At 39.0% G+C, this 17,265-nt stretch carries 14 protein-coding genes; all 14 read right to left on the bottom strand.

Going from position 1 to position 17,265, the window contains the following annotated elements; genetic code table 11:
* Position 1: 1 nt before the first annotated feature.
* The gene (locus FRX51_RS01585) at positions 2-823 is read right to left on the bottom strand and encodes a Cof-type HAD-IIB family hydrolase (RefSeq protein WP_146495248.1); all 822 of its coding nucleotides are present in this window, start codon (positions 821-823) and stop codon (positions 2-4) included.
* Between the two features lie 13 nt (positions 824-836).
* Positions 837-4,379 carry a chromosome segregation protein SMC gene (smc, locus tag FRX51_RS01580; protein ID WP_146495246.1) on the bottom strand — a complete coding sequence of 1,181 codons (3,543 nt, stop codon included), beginning with the start codon at positions 4,377-4,379 and terminating at the stop codon, positions 837-839.
* A 2-nt stretch (positions 4,380-4,381) separates the two neighbouring features.
* The gene (gene rnc / locus FRX51_RS01575; RefSeq protein ID WP_146495244.1) at positions 4,382-5,074 is read right to left on the bottom strand and encodes a ribonuclease III; all 693 of its coding nucleotides are present in this window, start codon (positions 5,072-5,074) and stop codon (positions 4,382-4,384) included.
* Between the two features lie 122 nt (positions 5,075-5,196).
* Complete coding sequence (locus tag FRX51_RS01570) at positions 5,197-6,006, bottom strand: MBL fold metallo-hydrolase (RefSeq protein ID WP_146495242.1); 810 nt, start codon at positions 6,004-6,006, stop codon at positions 5,197-5,199.
* A complete protein-coding gene (gene vicK / locus FRX51_RS01565; protein WP_146495240.1) occupies positions 6,006-7,370 on the bottom strand; it encodes a cell wall metabolism sensor histidine kinase VicK in 1,365 nt (454 codons plus the stop codon). Before vicK ends, FRX51_RS01570 begins: the two co-directional genes overlap by 1 nt.
* Positions 7,363-8,073, bottom strand: coding sequence for a response regulator YycF (gene yycF / locus FRX51_RS01560; protein ID WP_146460315.1), 711 nt, complete (start codon positions 8,071-8,073; stop codon positions 7,363-7,365). The genes vicK and yycF overlap by 8 nt, the downstream gene beginning before the upstream one ends.
* A gap of 81 nt (positions 8,074-8,154) precedes the next feature.
* Entirely contained in the window at positions 8,155-9,171 is a 1,017-nt protein-coding gene (locus FRX51_RS01555) for a DUF3114 domain-containing protein (RefSeq protein WP_146495238.1), read from the bottom strand.
* 68 nt (positions 9,172-9,239) lie between these two features.
* Complete coding sequence (thrS, locus tag FRX51_RS01550; protein ID WP_146495236.1) at positions 9,240-11,183, bottom strand: threonine--tRNA ligase; 1,944 nt, start codon at positions 11,181-11,183, stop codon at positions 9,240-9,242.
* A 14-nt stretch (positions 11,184-11,197) separates the two neighbouring features.
* Entirely contained in the window at positions 11,198-11,518 is a 321-nt protein-coding gene (locus FRX51_RS01545) for a MazG-like protein (RefSeq protein WP_146460312.1), read from the bottom strand.
* A gap of 267 nt (positions 11,519-11,785) precedes the next feature.
* Complete coding sequence (locus tag FRX51_RS01540) at positions 11,786-13,117, bottom strand: glycosyltransferase family 4 protein (protein ID WP_146495233.1); 1,332 nt, start codon at positions 13,115-13,117, stop codon at positions 11,786-11,788.
* Positions 13,118-13,244: 127 nt separating this feature from the next.
* Positions 13,245-15,074, bottom strand: a complete 1,830-nt coding sequence (gene lepA, locus FRX51_RS01535; RefSeq protein ID WP_146495231.1) for a translation elongation factor 4 — start codon at positions 15,072-15,074, stop codon at positions 13,245-13,247.
* Between the two features lie 82 nt (positions 15,075-15,156).
* Complete coding sequence (locus tag FRX51_RS01530; protein ID WP_315897490.1) at positions 15,157-15,777, bottom strand: TIGR01906 family membrane protein; 621 nt, start codon at positions 15,775-15,777, stop codon at positions 15,157-15,159.
* Positions 15,764-16,540 carry a TIGR01457 family HAD-type hydrolase gene (locus FRX51_RS01525; RefSeq protein WP_146495229.1) on the bottom strand — a complete coding sequence of 259 codons (777 nt, stop codon included), beginning with the start codon at positions 16,538-16,540 and terminating at the stop codon, positions 15,764-15,766. Before FRX51_RS01525 ends, FRX51_RS01530 begins: the two co-directional genes overlap by 14 nt.
* Positions 16,530-17,264 carry an acyl-ACP thioesterase domain-containing protein gene (locus FRX51_RS01520; protein ID WP_146495227.1) on the bottom strand — a complete coding sequence of 245 codons (735 nt, stop codon included), beginning with the start codon at positions 17,262-17,264 and terminating at the stop codon, positions 16,530-16,532. The genes FRX51_RS01525 and FRX51_RS01520 overlap by 11 nt, the downstream gene beginning before the upstream one ends.
* Position 17,265: the final 1 nt, after the last annotated feature.

Genomic DNA, 17,265 nt, shown 5'->3' with positions numbered 1-17,265 from the left:
ATTATTTTCCTTTCAAAATATAGGTTTCAACAGCTTCAGCCACCCCTGATTCTTCATTAGTCTTGGTTGTGACATGATTGGCTTTAACCTTAATCATTTGACTGGCATTGGCCATGGCAATTCCTAGGCCTGCCCAGGTTAGCATGGTCAAATCATTTTCTTCATCCCCCATAGCCATCACTTGAGCGGAACTTAAACCTAAATGTTTGGTTAAATGTTCCAAACCGACTGCTTTATGGATGCCTTTTGGCATGATTTCAAAAACAATATCGCGTGATTTAAAGAGTTCAAATCGTTCTGACAAATCTGCTGGCAAGTGCTTAATCTGCTGATCCAAGACACTTTGCTCACAAACAGACACGACTTTATTGATGACAACATCTTCTGGTAGATCAGTAAGGCTTTCAATTGAAATAAATTCCAACATTGGATTTGCCGTAGGATAAAGTGTCTGACGTGTGGCACTAGATAAACTATAGACAGTGCCACCACTTAAAATATCCATTGGTAAATCTAAGTCCATCAAGGCTTGATAGATAACGGGTAAATCATTTCTTGTTAAGCCACTCTTTGCTAAAATTTTCCCTGTATTGCTTTGAACCAAACCACCATTAAAGGTAATACTATACTCATTTTCCCCCAATAAATCAAGTTCAGTCAAGAGATGTTCGATGGCCTTTAAGGGACGCCCTGTCGTGATAACCACCTTGACCCCCAACTCTCTTGCTGCCTTTAGGGATTCGTGATTAGCTTGAGTGACTTCTTTTTTACTGGTCAAAAGAGTGCCATCTAAATCCAAAGCTAATAATTTAATGTCTGTCATCTTCTCTTCCTTTCTACTTGCTCATCATCGTTTCTGCTTCAGTTAGTTTGACAGAAACTAACTTGGAAACACCCGATTCCTGCATGGTAACCCCATAAATACTATCTGCGGCAGCCATGGTGCCTTTACGATGAGTGACAACAATAAACTGGCTTGATTTATCAAAACGGTTAAGGTAGTCACCAAAACGTTTAACGTTAGCCTCATCCAAGGCTGCTTCCACTTCATCTAGGATAACAAAAGGAATGGTTTTGACTCGAATAATCGCAAAAAGCAAGGCCAAGGCTGTCAACGCTTTTTCTCCACCGCTCATTAAGTTAAGTGATTGGATTTTTTTTCCAGGTGGTTGAACCGAAATATCAATACCAGTCGTCAGCAAATCGTCTTCCGTCAGTAATAAATCACTACGACCACCACCAAACATCTGCTTAAAGGTTTGGTGAAAACTATAGCGAATAGCCTCAAATGTCTCTCTGAATCGCTCTTTCACTTCGTCATTCATTTCCTTAATCGTATCAGTTAATAGGGTTTTAGCTCCCATTAAATCAGCTTTTTGTTCTGAAAGAAAAGCCAGTCGTTGAGAAATCTCTTCAAATTGTTGAATGGCTTCTAGATTGATTGGGCCTAACTGTTTGATTTGTCGTATCAAATCAGCCAATATCTGCCTTGCCTCAACCACATTATCGAGAGGATGACTAATTTTTTGAGCTTCTTCAAAACTGATTTGATAATCTTCTGCCAAACTCTTGGCTAGTTGACGTAACTTATCAGAGTAATGTTCAATGGTTAATTCCAATTGCGTCTGTTGGCGAATTAGCCCTTCATGTTGTTGATTGATCTTGGTTAATTGTAGGGCCACTTCTTCTAAACTAGCTTCACAATCTTCTAAATTTAACTTTAAGCGAATAATTGCTTGTTCTGTTTCTTCTTTTCGATGACAAGCCTGATCTAAATCTGTTCTTAACTGCTCTAGTTTCTCTGGATTGAGTTTTTGTGTTTTACCACTAAGTTGTCCTTGAAGTTTCAATAATTCAGTGGTCACTTGCTCCAAATCAGCTAACAATCGTTTATAATCTTCTTGTTCAAATCTCAAGGTATTGAGCAAATCACGTTCAGCCAGTCTTGCTGCTGCCACTTGTTCAGTCAGATCATCTAATTGTTTTTGCACATGATTTCGATTTTCTTTAATCTGTTCTAATTGTCGAGAAAGGGCTTGTTTGCTCTCAGCTAGTTCTGATAAATCAGTTTTTAATAATGATTCTCTTTCTCCTAAAGATACTAGATAATCTTGATTCGTAATGGCATCGACATCACCCACAATTTGAGTCAGTTCTTGATGACGTTTAATGAACTGCTCTAACTCCAATTGAGCTTTTTGATGCCCCAAACGTGCTTGTTCTCCCTCTTCTTTAATCAGTTGAAGTTCTTCAGTTAAGGTTGACAAGTTCTCCTTAGCTTGTTTCAATTGTTCTTCTTTAAGAACGAGTTCTTCTTTTTGCTGCTTGATTTTTTGAGCTAATTGTTCTAATTCTGGTTTGATAAAGGTCATATTATTTTGACGCTGCGCCCCCCCAGCAAAAGAACCGCCAGGTCTTAACTCTGTGCCATCCAATGTTACTAAACGCACTTGATAATGGGTAAGTCTGGCTGCTTGATTGGCTTGATCAATCGTTTCAAAAATAGCAGTTGCCCCTAAAAGATTTGCAAAAATATTGGCTAGATTGGACTCATAGGTCACTAAATCATTAGCAAAACCTAAAAATCCTGGGCTTTGACGTAAGGTTTGTTCATGTTGTGGAGCAGGTTTTCTCCCCTTAATCGTTGTTAAAGGCAAAAAGGTAGCTCGTCCTTGACGACTTGTTTTCAAGGCTTCAATAGAGCGTTTTGCAGCTTGTTCATCAGCCACAATAATATGCTGGCTACTAGCCCCCAAGGCAACTTCTATGGCAGTTTGATAAGTTAACTCAAAACTAACATGCTCACTAACTGCTCCAATAATTCCACCTAAACGATCTGCCTGCTGCAAGACATACTTAACTCCTGCATAAAAATTACTATGATTTTTTAAGATACTCACCAAACTTGATTGACGTGCTTCCTTAGCTTTAAGTTGGTCTAAGAGAGCAAAAAAGCTAGTCTGCTCTTTTTCATAACATGCTTTTTTTTGATTCAACTCTTGAGTTAAGACTTGATAACGATTACGAAGCTCTGTTAAATGGTGCTCTTGTTTCGTTAACTTAGTTTGAGCATTAGTTTTCGCAATTTCTACTTCCTTTAATTCTTGACTTAATTTATCTAATTCAGCTGATTTTTGTTGAGAAATTTGAGTTTGACTAGCCCTTTCAGCTTGTAATGCTGTTAAATCATTAGATAGGTCTGCTTCTTTCTCTAGTAAACCAACAAACTCTTCCCGCAGATTTTCTATCAATTGATCTGGACTTATCGCATATTGTTCCTGTTGGTTAACTAGTTTATGCAATTCAGCTTGCTTAATTGTTAAGTTTTGTTTTAATTTGGTAATCAAGGCTTGTTTGTCATCAATCTGTTCTTGTAGCTGACCTTGTTGTTTCGTTAATTTGTCTGTTTGTTCTTGAAGTTGTTCTTTTTGTATGGTTTGCTGACTCTGTTCTAATTGAGCCAAATCAAGTTGACCTTCTAAATGTGAAGTCAGACGTGTCAATTCTACCAAATTATCTTGAAGCTGGTCTTGCTTTCTTGAAAGGGACTGACGCTTGTCTTTCTTTGTCGAATAATCAGCCTCTAGTTCTTCTCTTTCTTGATAATAAACGGCTAACTGATTTTGAACCTTTTCTAACTCACTTTGGGTATGAGTTAAATCCTGCTTGTAAGTAGAAACATCAGCAACCAATAAATCTAATTGAACTTGTTTACGCTTTTCATCCAGACCTAAGAATGCTTTGGCGACCTCAGCTTGCTTACCCAATGGTTTGACTTGCAAGTCTAATTCATAAATAATATCATCCAAACGATCCAAATTATCTTGAGTTTGGTTAAGTTTTTGCTCGGTTTCTTTTTTCCGTGTTTTATATTTCAAAACACCTGCAGCTTCTTCAAAAATGGCACGACGTTCTTCTGGCTTACTATTAAAAATAGCTTCTACTCGTCCTTGTGAAATAATAGAAAACGAGTCACGTCCAAGACCTGTATCCATAAACAAATCATGAATATCACGCAGACGAACCTTTTTACCATCAATGAGATAGTCACTATCACCATTGCGATAAAGCTGACGCTCAATGCGGATTTCTTGACCAGCATCAGCAATAAAACCATCTTGGTTATCTAAAATCACAGCAACTTGAGCATAATTTAAGGCATGACGATTCTCTGTTCCTGCAAAAATCACATCGGGCATCTTGCCACCACGCAAACTTTTAGCACTCGATTCACCTAAGGCCCACCGCAAACTTTCTGTAATGTTACTTTTACCCGAACCATTTGGTCCGACAATAGCAGTAACACCCTGGTCAAATTCAATCTTGGTCTTGTCAGCGAAAGACTTAAAGCCTTGCATTTCAATTGCTTTTAAAAACATGCTCACCCTCGTCCCAAGATAGCTAGAGCCTGTTTTGCGGCTGCTTGCTCAGCTAATTTTTTAGATTTCCCAGAACCACTACTAATCTGTTCTTCATTAACCCAAACTGTCACCTCAAAGGTTTTGGCATGGGCTGGTCCTGTTTCTGAAACTACTTGATAATCAATGGATACTTCTCCTTTGGCTTGTAGGAACTCTTGTAAACTGGTTTTATAATCCTTAACCTGTTCAAAATTACCACGTTCAATTTCTGGAATCATCACTTGATTGATAAAACGGGCAACGGCATCCACTCCCTTATCCAATAACACAGCTCCTAAAAAGGCTTCGAATAAGTCCCCTAAAATCGTCGCACGATCGCGTCCGCCAGAACGTTCTTCTCCTTTTCCGAGTTTAATGTAATCCGCAAAACCTAGCTGACGAGAAAAGCCTGCCAAACTTTCTTCACGAACAATCATTGAACGCAATTTGGACAAGTCCCCCTCAGGTTTTTTGGGATATTTACTGAAAAGGTACTGGGAAATCATTAACTGTAAAACAGCGTCTCCTAAAAATTCCAAACGTTCATTATGTGAAATCTTTAGGAGGCGGTGCTCATTGGCGTAGCTAGTATGAGTAAAGGCTGTTTCTAGTAAGGTTAAATCCGAAAAAACAATACCAAAATCATCTGCAATTTTTTGTTCAAGTGCTTTCATAGCTTATCCTTTCTAAATACCCTATTATTTCCATTATAGCAAAAATCATATAAAATTACTTCTTCTAATTGATTTATTCGTCAGAAAAAACTAGGATAAGTCCTAGTTTTATTAGTCTTTTATTAAATTCTAGTCAATGGACTGGCTGAATCAGGTGACGTGTCATAGATTTTAACATCTTGACCAACTGCAATATCTGCTTGTAGCAGTGCCGTTTTCATGGTCATGTGAGCTAGTTCCTTGATATTATTTTCCTTACTCAAATGTCCCAAATAAATCTTTTTAGTCTGTTGCCCCATGGTACGCAAAATACTATCTGCCCCATCTTCATTTGACAAATGGCCCTTGTCTGACAAGATTCTTTGTTTGGTTCGCCAAGGATAAGAACCTGCACGCAAAATTTCAACATCATGATTAGACTCAATCAGATAAGCATCTGCATTGGTTAGTAAATCTGCCATCCGATCACTGACATAACCTGTATCGGTTAACATGACAAAGGATTTATTGTCCTTCATAAAGCGATAAAATTGTGGGGCTACTGCATCATGGCTGACGCCAAAACTTTCAATGTCCAAATCACCAAAGGTAATCACCTGTCCTTGTTCAAAGACGTGTTTTTGAGCCACATCAAGTTTACCTAGCATATTATTTTCATCCATAATTTGCCAAGTTTTTTGATTGGCATAAATATCTAAATGATATTTACGAGCCAATACCCCTACACCATGAATGTGATCACTATGCTCATGTGTAATAAAAATAGCATCTAAATCTTCTGGTTTGCGATCGATTTCTGCCAATAACTGACTAATTTTCTTACCTGACAGACCCGCATCTACAAGGATTTTTTTTTGAGGACTTTCCAAATAAAAAGAATTGCCACTGGAGCCAGAAGCTAAGATACTGTAACGAAATCCTTTTTCTTCCATTAGTCTAATTCTACATCCTCCCATTCCTCAAAACTTGTCTGTGCTTTTTCATAAGGTAGAATAATATTAAACGTAGAGCCCTTTCCTTCTTGACTTTTAGCCCAAATAAAGCCCTTATGCTGTTTGATAATTTCTTTAGCAATTGATAAACCAAGCCCTGTTCCACCTTGAGCACGACTGCGTGCCTTATCAACACGATAAAAGCGATCAAAAATCAATGGCAAATCTTTCTTGGGAATACCCAGACCTTGATCGGTAATTGATAGCATCAGACGATTTTCACTGGTTGCCATGGTGACAATAATCTGACCACCATCTGGTGAATACTTAATGGCATTATTTAGCAAATTATCCAAAACCTGTGTCATCTTATCAGTATCAATTTCCAACCAAGCAGGATTTAAGGGGTAATCCCTGATGATTTCAAATCGTTTGCCATCACTATTATTTTGATTTTTTATCTGCTCAAAACGGTTAAGAATAGCTGTCACAAAAGCTGTGAAATTGGTCATTTCCACATTTAATTGATTGGCCTTATTATCAATTCGTGACAAGTTTAGCAAATCTGAAATCATTCGCATCATCCGATTGGTTTCATCTAAGGAAACCTTGATAAATTCTGGGGCAACAGGTTCATTTAAGGCACCATCATCTAGGGCTTCTAAGTAAGATTTAACAGAAGTTAAAGGGGTTCGTAACTCATGACTAACATTAGAAACAAACATGCGACGCTCTCGTTCTTCTTTTTCCAAATTGGTGGTATCATGTAGTACCGCAATTAAGCCTGACACAAAACCATTTTCCTTACGATTGAGGGCAAAACGAATCCGTAAAGTAATAAATTCGCCATTTTCATCTCGACTATTTAAAACCACTTCTGGTGTTTTTGTGATCAAATCTTGATAACTATAAGGATTATCACGACCTAAAATATCTAAAATCGACAAATCAAATGCCTTTTCACGAGAAATATTAAGGTATTTTTCTGCTGTGGCATTGATCATGATAATACGACCAGTACGGTTGGTAGCTAGCACCCCATCGGTCATATAAGCCAAAACACTGGCTAGGCGATTACGTTCTTGAGCCAGACTGTCGTGGGTATAACTCAAAACATTAGACAAATCATTGAGATGATTGGCGAGATCTACCATTTCATGATCACCCTTAATTTCAGGCAAAGTATCACTGTAATCTCCAGAAATCATTTGCTTGACTTTAATATTTAGACTCTTAACATTTTGAGCGTGGCGATAATCCCTAATAGCCAACCAAATAAAATAGAAGGCTACAAAACTCAGTAAAAATAGTAAGGCTAGTTCAAACTGCGTTAAATTATTAATAACAAGATTTGTATCATTCATGAATTCTCATATAATAGCCCACACCCCGTCTCGTCATAATATAGTCAGGACGGCTAGGCGTATCCTCCAATTTTTCTCTCAAACGACGAATGGTCACATCAACGGTTCTGACATCTCCAAAATAATCATAGCCCCAAACAGTTTCTAAAAGATGCTCACGCGTCATCACTTGACCAATATGGTTGGCTAAGTGATGCAACAACTCAAACTCACGATGTGTCAATTCTAAGTCTTCTCCACGCTTTTGTGCAAGAAAGGCATTAGGAATAATCTCTAACTCACCTATGGTAATCTTGTCAACGCCAAGTTCACCTTGTTCTTCACTAAGCGCTGTTTCAATATTTTCAGTACGACGCAAATGAGCCTTGATACGAGCAAGTAACTCACGATTAGAGAAAGGTTTGGTGACATAATCATCTGCACCAATTTCCAGTCCAATTACCTTATCAAATTCACTATCTTTAGCTGATAGCATGATAATCGGCACATGGCTTGTTTTTCTAACTTCTTTAGCAACTTCCAAGCCGTCCAATTCTGGCAGCATCAAATCCAACACAATCAAGTCAGGTTCTTCAGCTGCAAAAATCTCTAAGGCTTCTCGACCATCAAAGGCCGTCAGTGTGTCATAACCTTCCTTGGTTAGATTAAACTTAATAATATCCGAAATCGGTTTTTCATCATCAACGATTAGAATCTTTTTCATCTAAATCCTCATTTCTACTGGATTTTATTTTTTTACATTATATCAAAAATACCACAAGAAACCTATTATTTAACTAAGTAGTCAATTACTTCTACGTAAGAGCTTGGCAAAATGGCGAGTCGCCTGTTTCACTAATTGATAATTAGAACATCCATTTTCTGCATAAAATCCCTGGGGATTAAAGTAACTATGGCTGTAATTTGCTTGTCGCCTATGACTACGATTAGGGGCTTTGAAACCTTTCTTCATTTGCCTACGAAAGTTTGGGTCATGTGGACTGACAGGATTAACATCGAGTTCCCAATGCCGTTTATTTGGCCTGCCATAATTAAAACTAGCCCCATTAACCACACCATTTTCAGTGATTGCTTGCGTATCCACTTCATTAAGAAAATTACCCTGACTATCAAGGATAAACTCCGTATGAAAGTTAATCAACACCTTAATATTAACCGATGGATAGCCAGATGGATACTGTTTCTTACCATCACTCAACTTAATTTTATTATGTAAACGAGCTGAATAAGACAAGCGATAACTAAAGCGTCGCCACCAAGGAAAAGTCGTCTTGAGATAGCTCGCCAGAGCCTCGGCATCTGTTCTTTGAGATTGACCAAAATGGTGACGAATATACTGGGCCTGTTGACTGGAAATAACATAGCGAAGCTGATGAATCTGCCTAGCCAACAAACCTTTTTGAACTAGCTCTTGATTTGGAAAGGCTTGATTGACCAAATTAGCCAAGTCCCACCAGAACACATCATGGGGGGCTAGATTTATCGAAAAACGATTGACTAATGTCTGATTTTCTAAGATAGTTCCTGACAATTCTGCTGGAAAACGAAGATATCGAACCAATAAACCCAACAATTCCTTGGCTGACAGATTTTCTTTTTCTATCTGCCACAGCGTCATAAAATCAACTGTTCCCACCCTTAAATCCAACAACTCATTTTTAGATGAAAGAAGAGCTTTTAGGCTGCTTTCAGACCAGCCCATATCCAAGAGTTCCAATAACTGTTGAGCCAAGGCATAACGCTTTTTCAGATGATTTTGATTAAACTCGTTAAGTCCAGTTTCTGATAGTAAACGCCACATAAACTTCTCCTTTCTATCTTATCTATTATACCATAGAAAAAGGAGCTGATAAATCAGCTCCTTCAAGTCTAGTCAACCACACGAGAATAGTTAGCAATATCTGCCAAAATATTATCAACAAAAGCAGCCAACTCTTCTGTATGGGTTTCCTTGCTACCATAGCGACGAACATTAACTGCTTGATCCGCCATTTCCTTATCACCAACAATCAACTGGTAAGGAATTTTCTTGGTTTGACTTTGACGAATCTTGTACTGCATTTTCTCATTACGCTCATCAACAACTGCACGAATACCACGATCTTGGAGTGTCTTAGCCACTTGCCAAGCATAGTCAGCATGAGCTTCATTAGAAATTGGAATCACAGTCACTTGAGTTGGTGCCAACCAAGTTGGGAAAGCGCCTTTATAAGTTTCAATCAAGTAAGCTGTAAAACGTTCCATGGTCGATACAACACCACGGTGAATCATAACTGGACGATGTTCTTCACCATCAGCTCCGACATAAGATAGTTCAAATTTCTCAGGTAACAAGAAATCTAGCTGAATCGTTGATAAGGTTTCATCATTACCAAGAGCTGTTTTAACCTGAATATCTAATTTTGGTCCATAGAAAGCCGCTTCACCTTCTGCTTCATAGTAGTCTAATACCATGTCATCCATCGCAGCTTTCAGCATGGCTTGAGCATTTTCCCACATCTCATCATTATCAAAATATTTTTCCTTATCTTCCGGATCACGATAAGATAAACGGAATGAATAATCAGTCAAGTTGAAGTCTGCATAAACATCAATGATTAGTTGCAAAGTACGCTTAAATTCCTCACGAATTTGCTCTGGTGTGACAAAGATGTGACCATCATTAAGGGTCATTTCACGCACACGTTGCAAACCAGATAGCGAACCTGATTTTTCATAACGGTGCATCATCCCAAGTTCAGCAATACGAATCGGCAACTCACGGTAAGAATGAACATGGTTTTTATAAACTTGAATATGGTGTGGGCAGTTCATTGGACGCAAAACAAGATGTTCCCCTTCACCCATATCCATTGGTGGAAACATATCGTCACGGTAATGATCCCAGTGACCAGAAGTTTTATAAAGATTAACGTTCGCTAACGGTGGCGTATAGACATGTTGGTAACCAGACGCAATTTCCTTATCTGTGATATAACGCTCAACTGTACGACGAATCGTCGCCCCATCTGGTAACCAGAATGGCAGACCTTGTCCAACTTCTGGATTAACCATGAACAAATCCAATTCTTTACCGAGTTTACGATGATCACGTTCCTTGGCTTCTTCACGCATTTGAATATATTTCTTCAAATCTTTCTTATCAAACCAAGCTGTACCATAAACACGTTGCATCATTGGATTTTCACTCTTACCACGCCAGTAAGCCCCAGCAACATTTAACAGTTGGAATACTTGAATATGACCTGTCGTTGGCACATGTGGGCCACGGCAAAGATCAGTGTATTCTCCTTGGCTGTAAATGGTCAAGCCACCCTCATCTTCTGAATGTTCTTCAATCAATTCGAGCTTATAAGGGTCATTTTTGAAGATTTCACGCGCTTCTTCTTTAGACACTTCCTTACGGATACTTGGGAAGTTTTCTTTGACGATTTTACGCATTTCTTCCTCAATCATCGGTAAGTCTTCATTAGAAATTTGCCCTGCTGCATTATCCGTATCGTAGTAGAAACCGTCTTGAATAGCTGGTCCAACCCCTAAGTGAATATCTGGGAAGTGACGACGTGCCGCTTGAGCAAACAAGTGAGCTGCTGAATGACGCAAGAGATCAAATGCGTCTTCATGATCTGGCGTCACAATTTCCAAGCTACCATCTTCTGTAATGGCACGAGTGGTATCAATCAACTTACCATTAAATTTACCTGCAAGAGCTTTTTTAGCGAGAGAATTACTAATTGATTGAGCAATCTCAAACGTTGTTACACCAGATTGAAACTCACGAACCGCTCCATCTGGAAAAGTAATTTGTACCATTTATAGATACCTCCTTAATCTTTTTTAATTTGTAGTAACTGTTCCTTATCGTTCAAAAATGTTTCCATTTCTGTTTGAACATCAATATCTAATCGATCAGCCAAGGTGATCAACCACCAAATATTTTCAACCAGTTTTTGTTCTAGTTGATAAGGCGTTTCATCATAATATCGCCCTTGATGTGTCATAACCAAACGATTTAAGTTTCCAATATCATTCCCCAATGCCAGTAAATCTTCTTCTATCGACCATTCCTGACCATGATGACGTATTTCTAATTGCCGATAGGCTTGACGAATAGCTTGACAACGCTTAATCCAATCATCTGATACCATATCGTCTCCTTTATTTTTATAAAATAAAAACGTCCTTACAAAAAGGACGTCGTAACGTGGTTCCACCTTAATTTGTGTGAACTTAGTCCACACCTCATTAACGGTTATAAGGTGACCACCCTTTTATGTTTGCATAAAATCAAGGGAAGAGTATTTACTCGCTAAGGTTTACGTCACTCTCAGCAAACGGACGCTCTCTTAGAAACCTAACACAAGAAACATGTTTCCACTTACATTATAGCACACCAATCAAAAAAATGGCAAGAACTAATCTAAAAAATCTTTGATTGAACGAATCATGTGTCTTGGAACTTTGACAACCTTAACAGATGTTCTAGCAGTTTTCTTCACCGCTTTCTTGGGTAAGCTCATGGCTGAACGAACTAATTTTACTGACTTCTCTGTTCGACTGCTTTCAATGGTCAATGAAATCGGAGTTGTTTTTTGCGACTTAGAAATCAAGACATCCAAATAGAACTGATAGACGGATTGACCAAAATGTTGTGCTGAAATCTGATAGAGTTTTTCATCCCACTGGGTCATATCCTTTTCTGGTTTAACCAATAAGGCCTCTAAAATAGCACCTGCCAAGTCGTCTGGATCGGCATACAAGACACCAAACATTGAATCACTAATCAAGTCATCTAAGTAGGGATTAGTTTGGGCAATAATCGGCGTCCCACTGGCTAGACTTTCTGTATAGGTCAGTCCTTGGGTTTCACTGGTTGACGCACTGATAAAAAAGTCAGCAGCCTTATAATAAAGAGCCGTTTTTTCATGAGATATCATGCCAGTAAAGACTACATGCTCCGTAATACCTAGCTCCTTAGCCTGAGCTTTCAGCGTTTCAAGATAAGGTCCATCGCCCACAACGACTAATTTAACAGTTTGAATTTGAGAAAGTACATCAGGCAGACTTGATAAAATCGCTTGGATATTTTTCTCATAAGACACTCTTGATAGGCTAAGCAAAATCTTTTCATCGGCTCTTAGATTAAGCTCCGCTCTCAAATCAGCAATCATCTGTGGAGAAATATCATCACGACGATAGTTTTCCAGATAAATTCCTGTCGGAATAATGCGTTTTGGCACCTTAATCTCATAATTGTTCATCAGATTAAGCACAATACGACTAGGACAAATCAAGCCATCAAGATCCTTCAAATAGCCACGCATAATATACTTAACCATGCTCGGTCTGATAATCATCCCTTTAGCAATATAGTTAACATAATCTTCATACTGGGTATGGTAGGTATGAACTACAGGGATTTTTAAGGCTCTGCCCAATATTTTTCCTAAAACACCCACGTTAAACTCAGTCTGTGTATGGATAATATCAAGTCGATACTTTTTAGCAATCTTATACGATGACAAGAGCCCACGATAAGCCACTCGCCGATCGGTAAATGAAATAAAAGGAACGCTTGGTAAACGGATAATGGTTGGGTCATTATACGAACCTAAATTTTTATCTGTTGTGGTAAAAATATAAACCTGATGACCTGCTTCTTCCAAAACTTGTTTCAAGGTTTGAATACTAGTCGCAACACCCGACACCTGTGGAAAATAAGTGTCCGTAAATAAACCAATTCTCATCTGTCGCTCCTTTCCATTATGTTTATCTTATCATAAAATAGTTTAAATTAAAAGCCAAGTAAAACCCTCTCAACTCAAAGTCAAGAGGGTTAAAAGTTATATCAAAATTAGCTTAGTCTAAAGCGTTTTACTTACTATCATCATCCATACTAAGCACACTCAAGAAAGCTTCTTGTGGGACTTCTACTGAACCGATTGATTTCATGCGCTTTTTACCAGCTTTTTGTTTTTCTAGAAGTTTACGTTTACGAGAGACATCTCCACCATAACATTTAGCCAAGACATTTTTGCGAAGGGCCTTAATGTCTGTTCTCGCCACAATTTTATGACCAATAGCTGCCTGAATTGGCACTTCAAATTGCTGACGAGGAATGATTTTTTTCAGTTTTTCAACGATAATTTTACCACGTTCGTAGGCAAAATCACGGTGGACGATAAAGCTAAGGGCATCAACCTTATCACCATTTAGGAGAATATCCATCTTAACTAAGCGAGAGGTACGATATTCAGAGATTTCATAGTCAAAGCTGGCATAGCCACGCGTTGATGACTTGAGCTTGTCAAAGAAATCAAAGACAATCTCAGCCAGTGGAATTTGATAAATGACATTAACACGATTATCATCAATGTATTCCATGGTCACAAAGTCACCACGTTTTCGTTGGGCAAGTTCCATAACGGCACCGACAAACTCCTGTGGCACCATAATTTGTGCCTTAACGTAAGGTTCTTCAATGCTATCAACCTTGGTTGGATCTGGAAACTCACTTGGGTTGGATACTTCAAGCTGATTACCATCTGTGGTATTGACATGATAAACCACCGATGGTGCAGTCATGATTAAGTCAATGTTAAATTCACGCTCCAAACGCTCTTGAATAACGTCCATGTGAAGTAAGCCCAAGAAACCACAACGGAAACCAAAACCAAGAGCTTGAGATGTTTCTGGTTCAAATTGCAGACTAGCATCATTGAGTTGTAATTTTTCTAGGGCTTCTCGCAAATCATTGTATTTATTAGACTCGATTGGATAAATCCCTGCAAACACCATTGGATTCATCTGCTTGTAGCCTGCAAGAGCTTCTTGGGCTGGATTGTTGGCTAGGGTAACGGTGTCACCCACTCGAGTATCAGCAACCGTCTTAATAGACGCTGCAATGTAACCAACATCTCCTGTTGCTAGAAAATCACGTCCCATAGCCTTAGGAGTAAAAATCCCAACTTCAGTCACATCAAAGGTCTTGCCATTAGACATCATCTGAATCTTATCGCCTGGCTTGACCATGCCATCCATGATACGAACTTGAAGAATAACCCCACGATAAGCGTCATAAACCGAATCAAAAATCAAGGCTTTCAGTGGAGCTTTCACATCACCCGTTGGGGCTGGTACCTTTTCAACAATCTGCTCTAAAATGTCTTCAATCCCAATTCCTGCCTTGGCAGACGCCAAAACAGCTTCACTGGCATCTAAACCAATCACATCCTCAACCTCAGCTCGAACACGCTCAGGGTCAGCGGCAGGCAAATCAATCTTATTGATAACTGGCAAGATTTCCAAATCATTATCCAAGGCCAAGTAAACGTTGGCCAAGGTTTGTGCTTCAATCCCTTGAGCCGCATCAACGACCAAAATTGCTCCCTCACAGGCAGCCAAACTGCGTGATACTTCATAGGTAAAGTCAACGTGACCTGGTGTGTCAATCAAGTGGAAAATATAGGTTTCGCCATCTTTAGCCGTGTAATTCAACTCAATCGCATTAAGTTTAATGGTGATCCCACGCTCACGCTCCAAATCCATGCTATCAAGGAGCTGATCTTGCATTTCACGACTTGATACGGTTTCTGTTTTTTCTAAGATACGGTCAGCCAAGGTTGACTTCCCATGGTCAATATGGGCAATGATGGAAAAATTACGAATTTTTTCCTGCCGTTTTTTCAAATCACTACTATTCATTTCTTATCCTTTACTATATCTTATCAATTCATTTTATTATATCAAAAAACTTACCTAATGACACTCCTTTACACAGTAAAGTCTATCTTTTTCGCCCCCAAAAATACAGTCCCCAAAAGACTAATTCATACAAGACGAAAAAAATGACAAAACAATGTAAGAAAAAGGTTTCTGGCAAAATTAGAATCACTGGATCTGTAAAAGGATTAAATAGCCAGTTGCTCTTGCCGGCAAAAAAGATTTGATGGAAAAGATAAAAGAAGGTTTCAAACCCAACTAACATCACAACAACTGCGATACCCAAAGGCAAAAGTGCAAAGCCTTTTATGGCCAGGCGATAGGATGCAAAGCTGGTTTGACGCCAATCTTGTCCAAAAAAGCGTATGGCTGGCCAAAGGGTTAACAAAAAAATGCCTTGAGTTAGTAAAAACAAGCCTTTCACATCTGCAAAATGCTTTAAGCCTGCTTCTGACGATGGAAAATCCGTCATGCTTAACCTAGGCGACCAAAATTGAGTGAGATAGGTCATCAGTTGATTAAAATTGCTTAAAATCACTGATGAACTAAGCGACACTTGCTTAGGCAAATCTAGCCAACCAATCTCTAACGGAAATATCAGCCAAGCTAAATAAATGGTCGCTAGAACAAGACTTGTCAGTAAACATAGCAAGGTCAGATAAAATCGCCACTTACTCGTCATCATCAATAGACCATTCTGAAAGACTAGCAACCACATGGCTAGGTGCTTGTGGTAGGTTTGGCACTTCTTCTAGTTTAGTAAATCCTGTCGTCACTAAAAGGGTAGGAAAGCCATTATCCAAACCTGCTCGAATATCCGTCAAATAATTGTCACCCACCATAACCGTTTCTTCTTTTGGTGTACCTAAGCGTTGCAAGGCTTTTTCCATAATAATGGCATTGGGTTTTCCAATCACTGTTGGGACAACTCCTGTTGCTGCTTCAAGTAAGGCAAGCAATGACCCACCACCTGGTAAAAGTCCTTGTTCTGTTGGGATATTAAGATCTGGATTGGTCCCAATAAATCTAGCACCTTTTTGAATGGCTAGGGTGGCAAGAGCCAATTTGTCATAGGTGACTTGACGATCTAGCCCAACCACAACATAGGCTGGATTGTCCTTATCCTCTTGATAGCCTGCCTCAAAAATGGCAGACTTTAGCCCGTCTTCGCCAATGACATAGACTGTTTTAGCTAGATTAAGGTCATCCATATAATCCACTGTCGCCAAGGTTGCTGTATAAATCTGACCTAAATCCGTGTCAATCGCAAAGGTCTTGTCTAGCAATTCTTGGACTTGCTTCGGAGTTCGTGTGGTGTTATTAGTTAAAAATAAATGCGGTAGTTGTTTTTCTTGTAAACGATAGATAAAGTCACGTCCGGCTTCAATCACTTGATTGCCTGTGTAAATCGTACCATCTAAATCAATTAAATAACCCTTATAGTTCATCTTTTTTCCATTCTATGATTGCTTTGGCGTGAGTGCCTTGATGAGAGGTGATGACATAATGACTGGTTAGCCCATCTTGCTGATAGTGAGTGGTTAGCTCTGTCTGTGCTTGTATTTCCTTTAGATAACTCAAACGAATGCGACTTGGGTAATGATGTGTCAGAAAATCAAATGGCAGCTCATCATAGAACCAATCTAAGTAGCGTGTGTTATTAACATGCCCATTCAAATCCAAGTCAGAATATACCACTTGAACCAAGCGTGAATGAGCTTTGGTTAACTCTGGATAGGTATAGGTTGGCAAACGCTTTTGCCATTTTTCTGAGCCAAATGGGCTGATGATGTCCTCTAACACACGATGAGGACGGCGACTTTGGTAATTCAACAAGACAAAGGTCGCCTGAATACTGACCAATAACTCGCCTGATTCTGATAAGATGTGAAAATCACGGTAACAAGTATAGGTTGTATAAGCCGTCGGCTCCGTCTTTATCCTTAACCGTTCATGATAAGACGGCAAACGATTGATGACCACATCATAAGCTGTCACTACCCAGACTAGACCATGTTCTTGAAATAACCACTGGTCGCTAATTCCCAGTGCTTCTGACTGTTGAGTAGATACTTGTAAGGCTAAAGAAATCAGATGAGCTAGGCGCATTCTCCCATGACAATCCATCTGATAAAAAGGCACTTGCAACTGGTATTCAAATAGTTTTCCCATA

This window comes from Streptococcus sp. sy010, assembly GCF_007859175.1.
Taxonomy (GTDB): domain Bacteria; phylum Bacillota; class Bacilli; order Lactobacillales; family Streptococcaceae; genus Streptococcus.
Note: the sequence above shows the minus strand (reverse complement) of the source record. Positions and strands in the feature narration are given on the sequence as shown.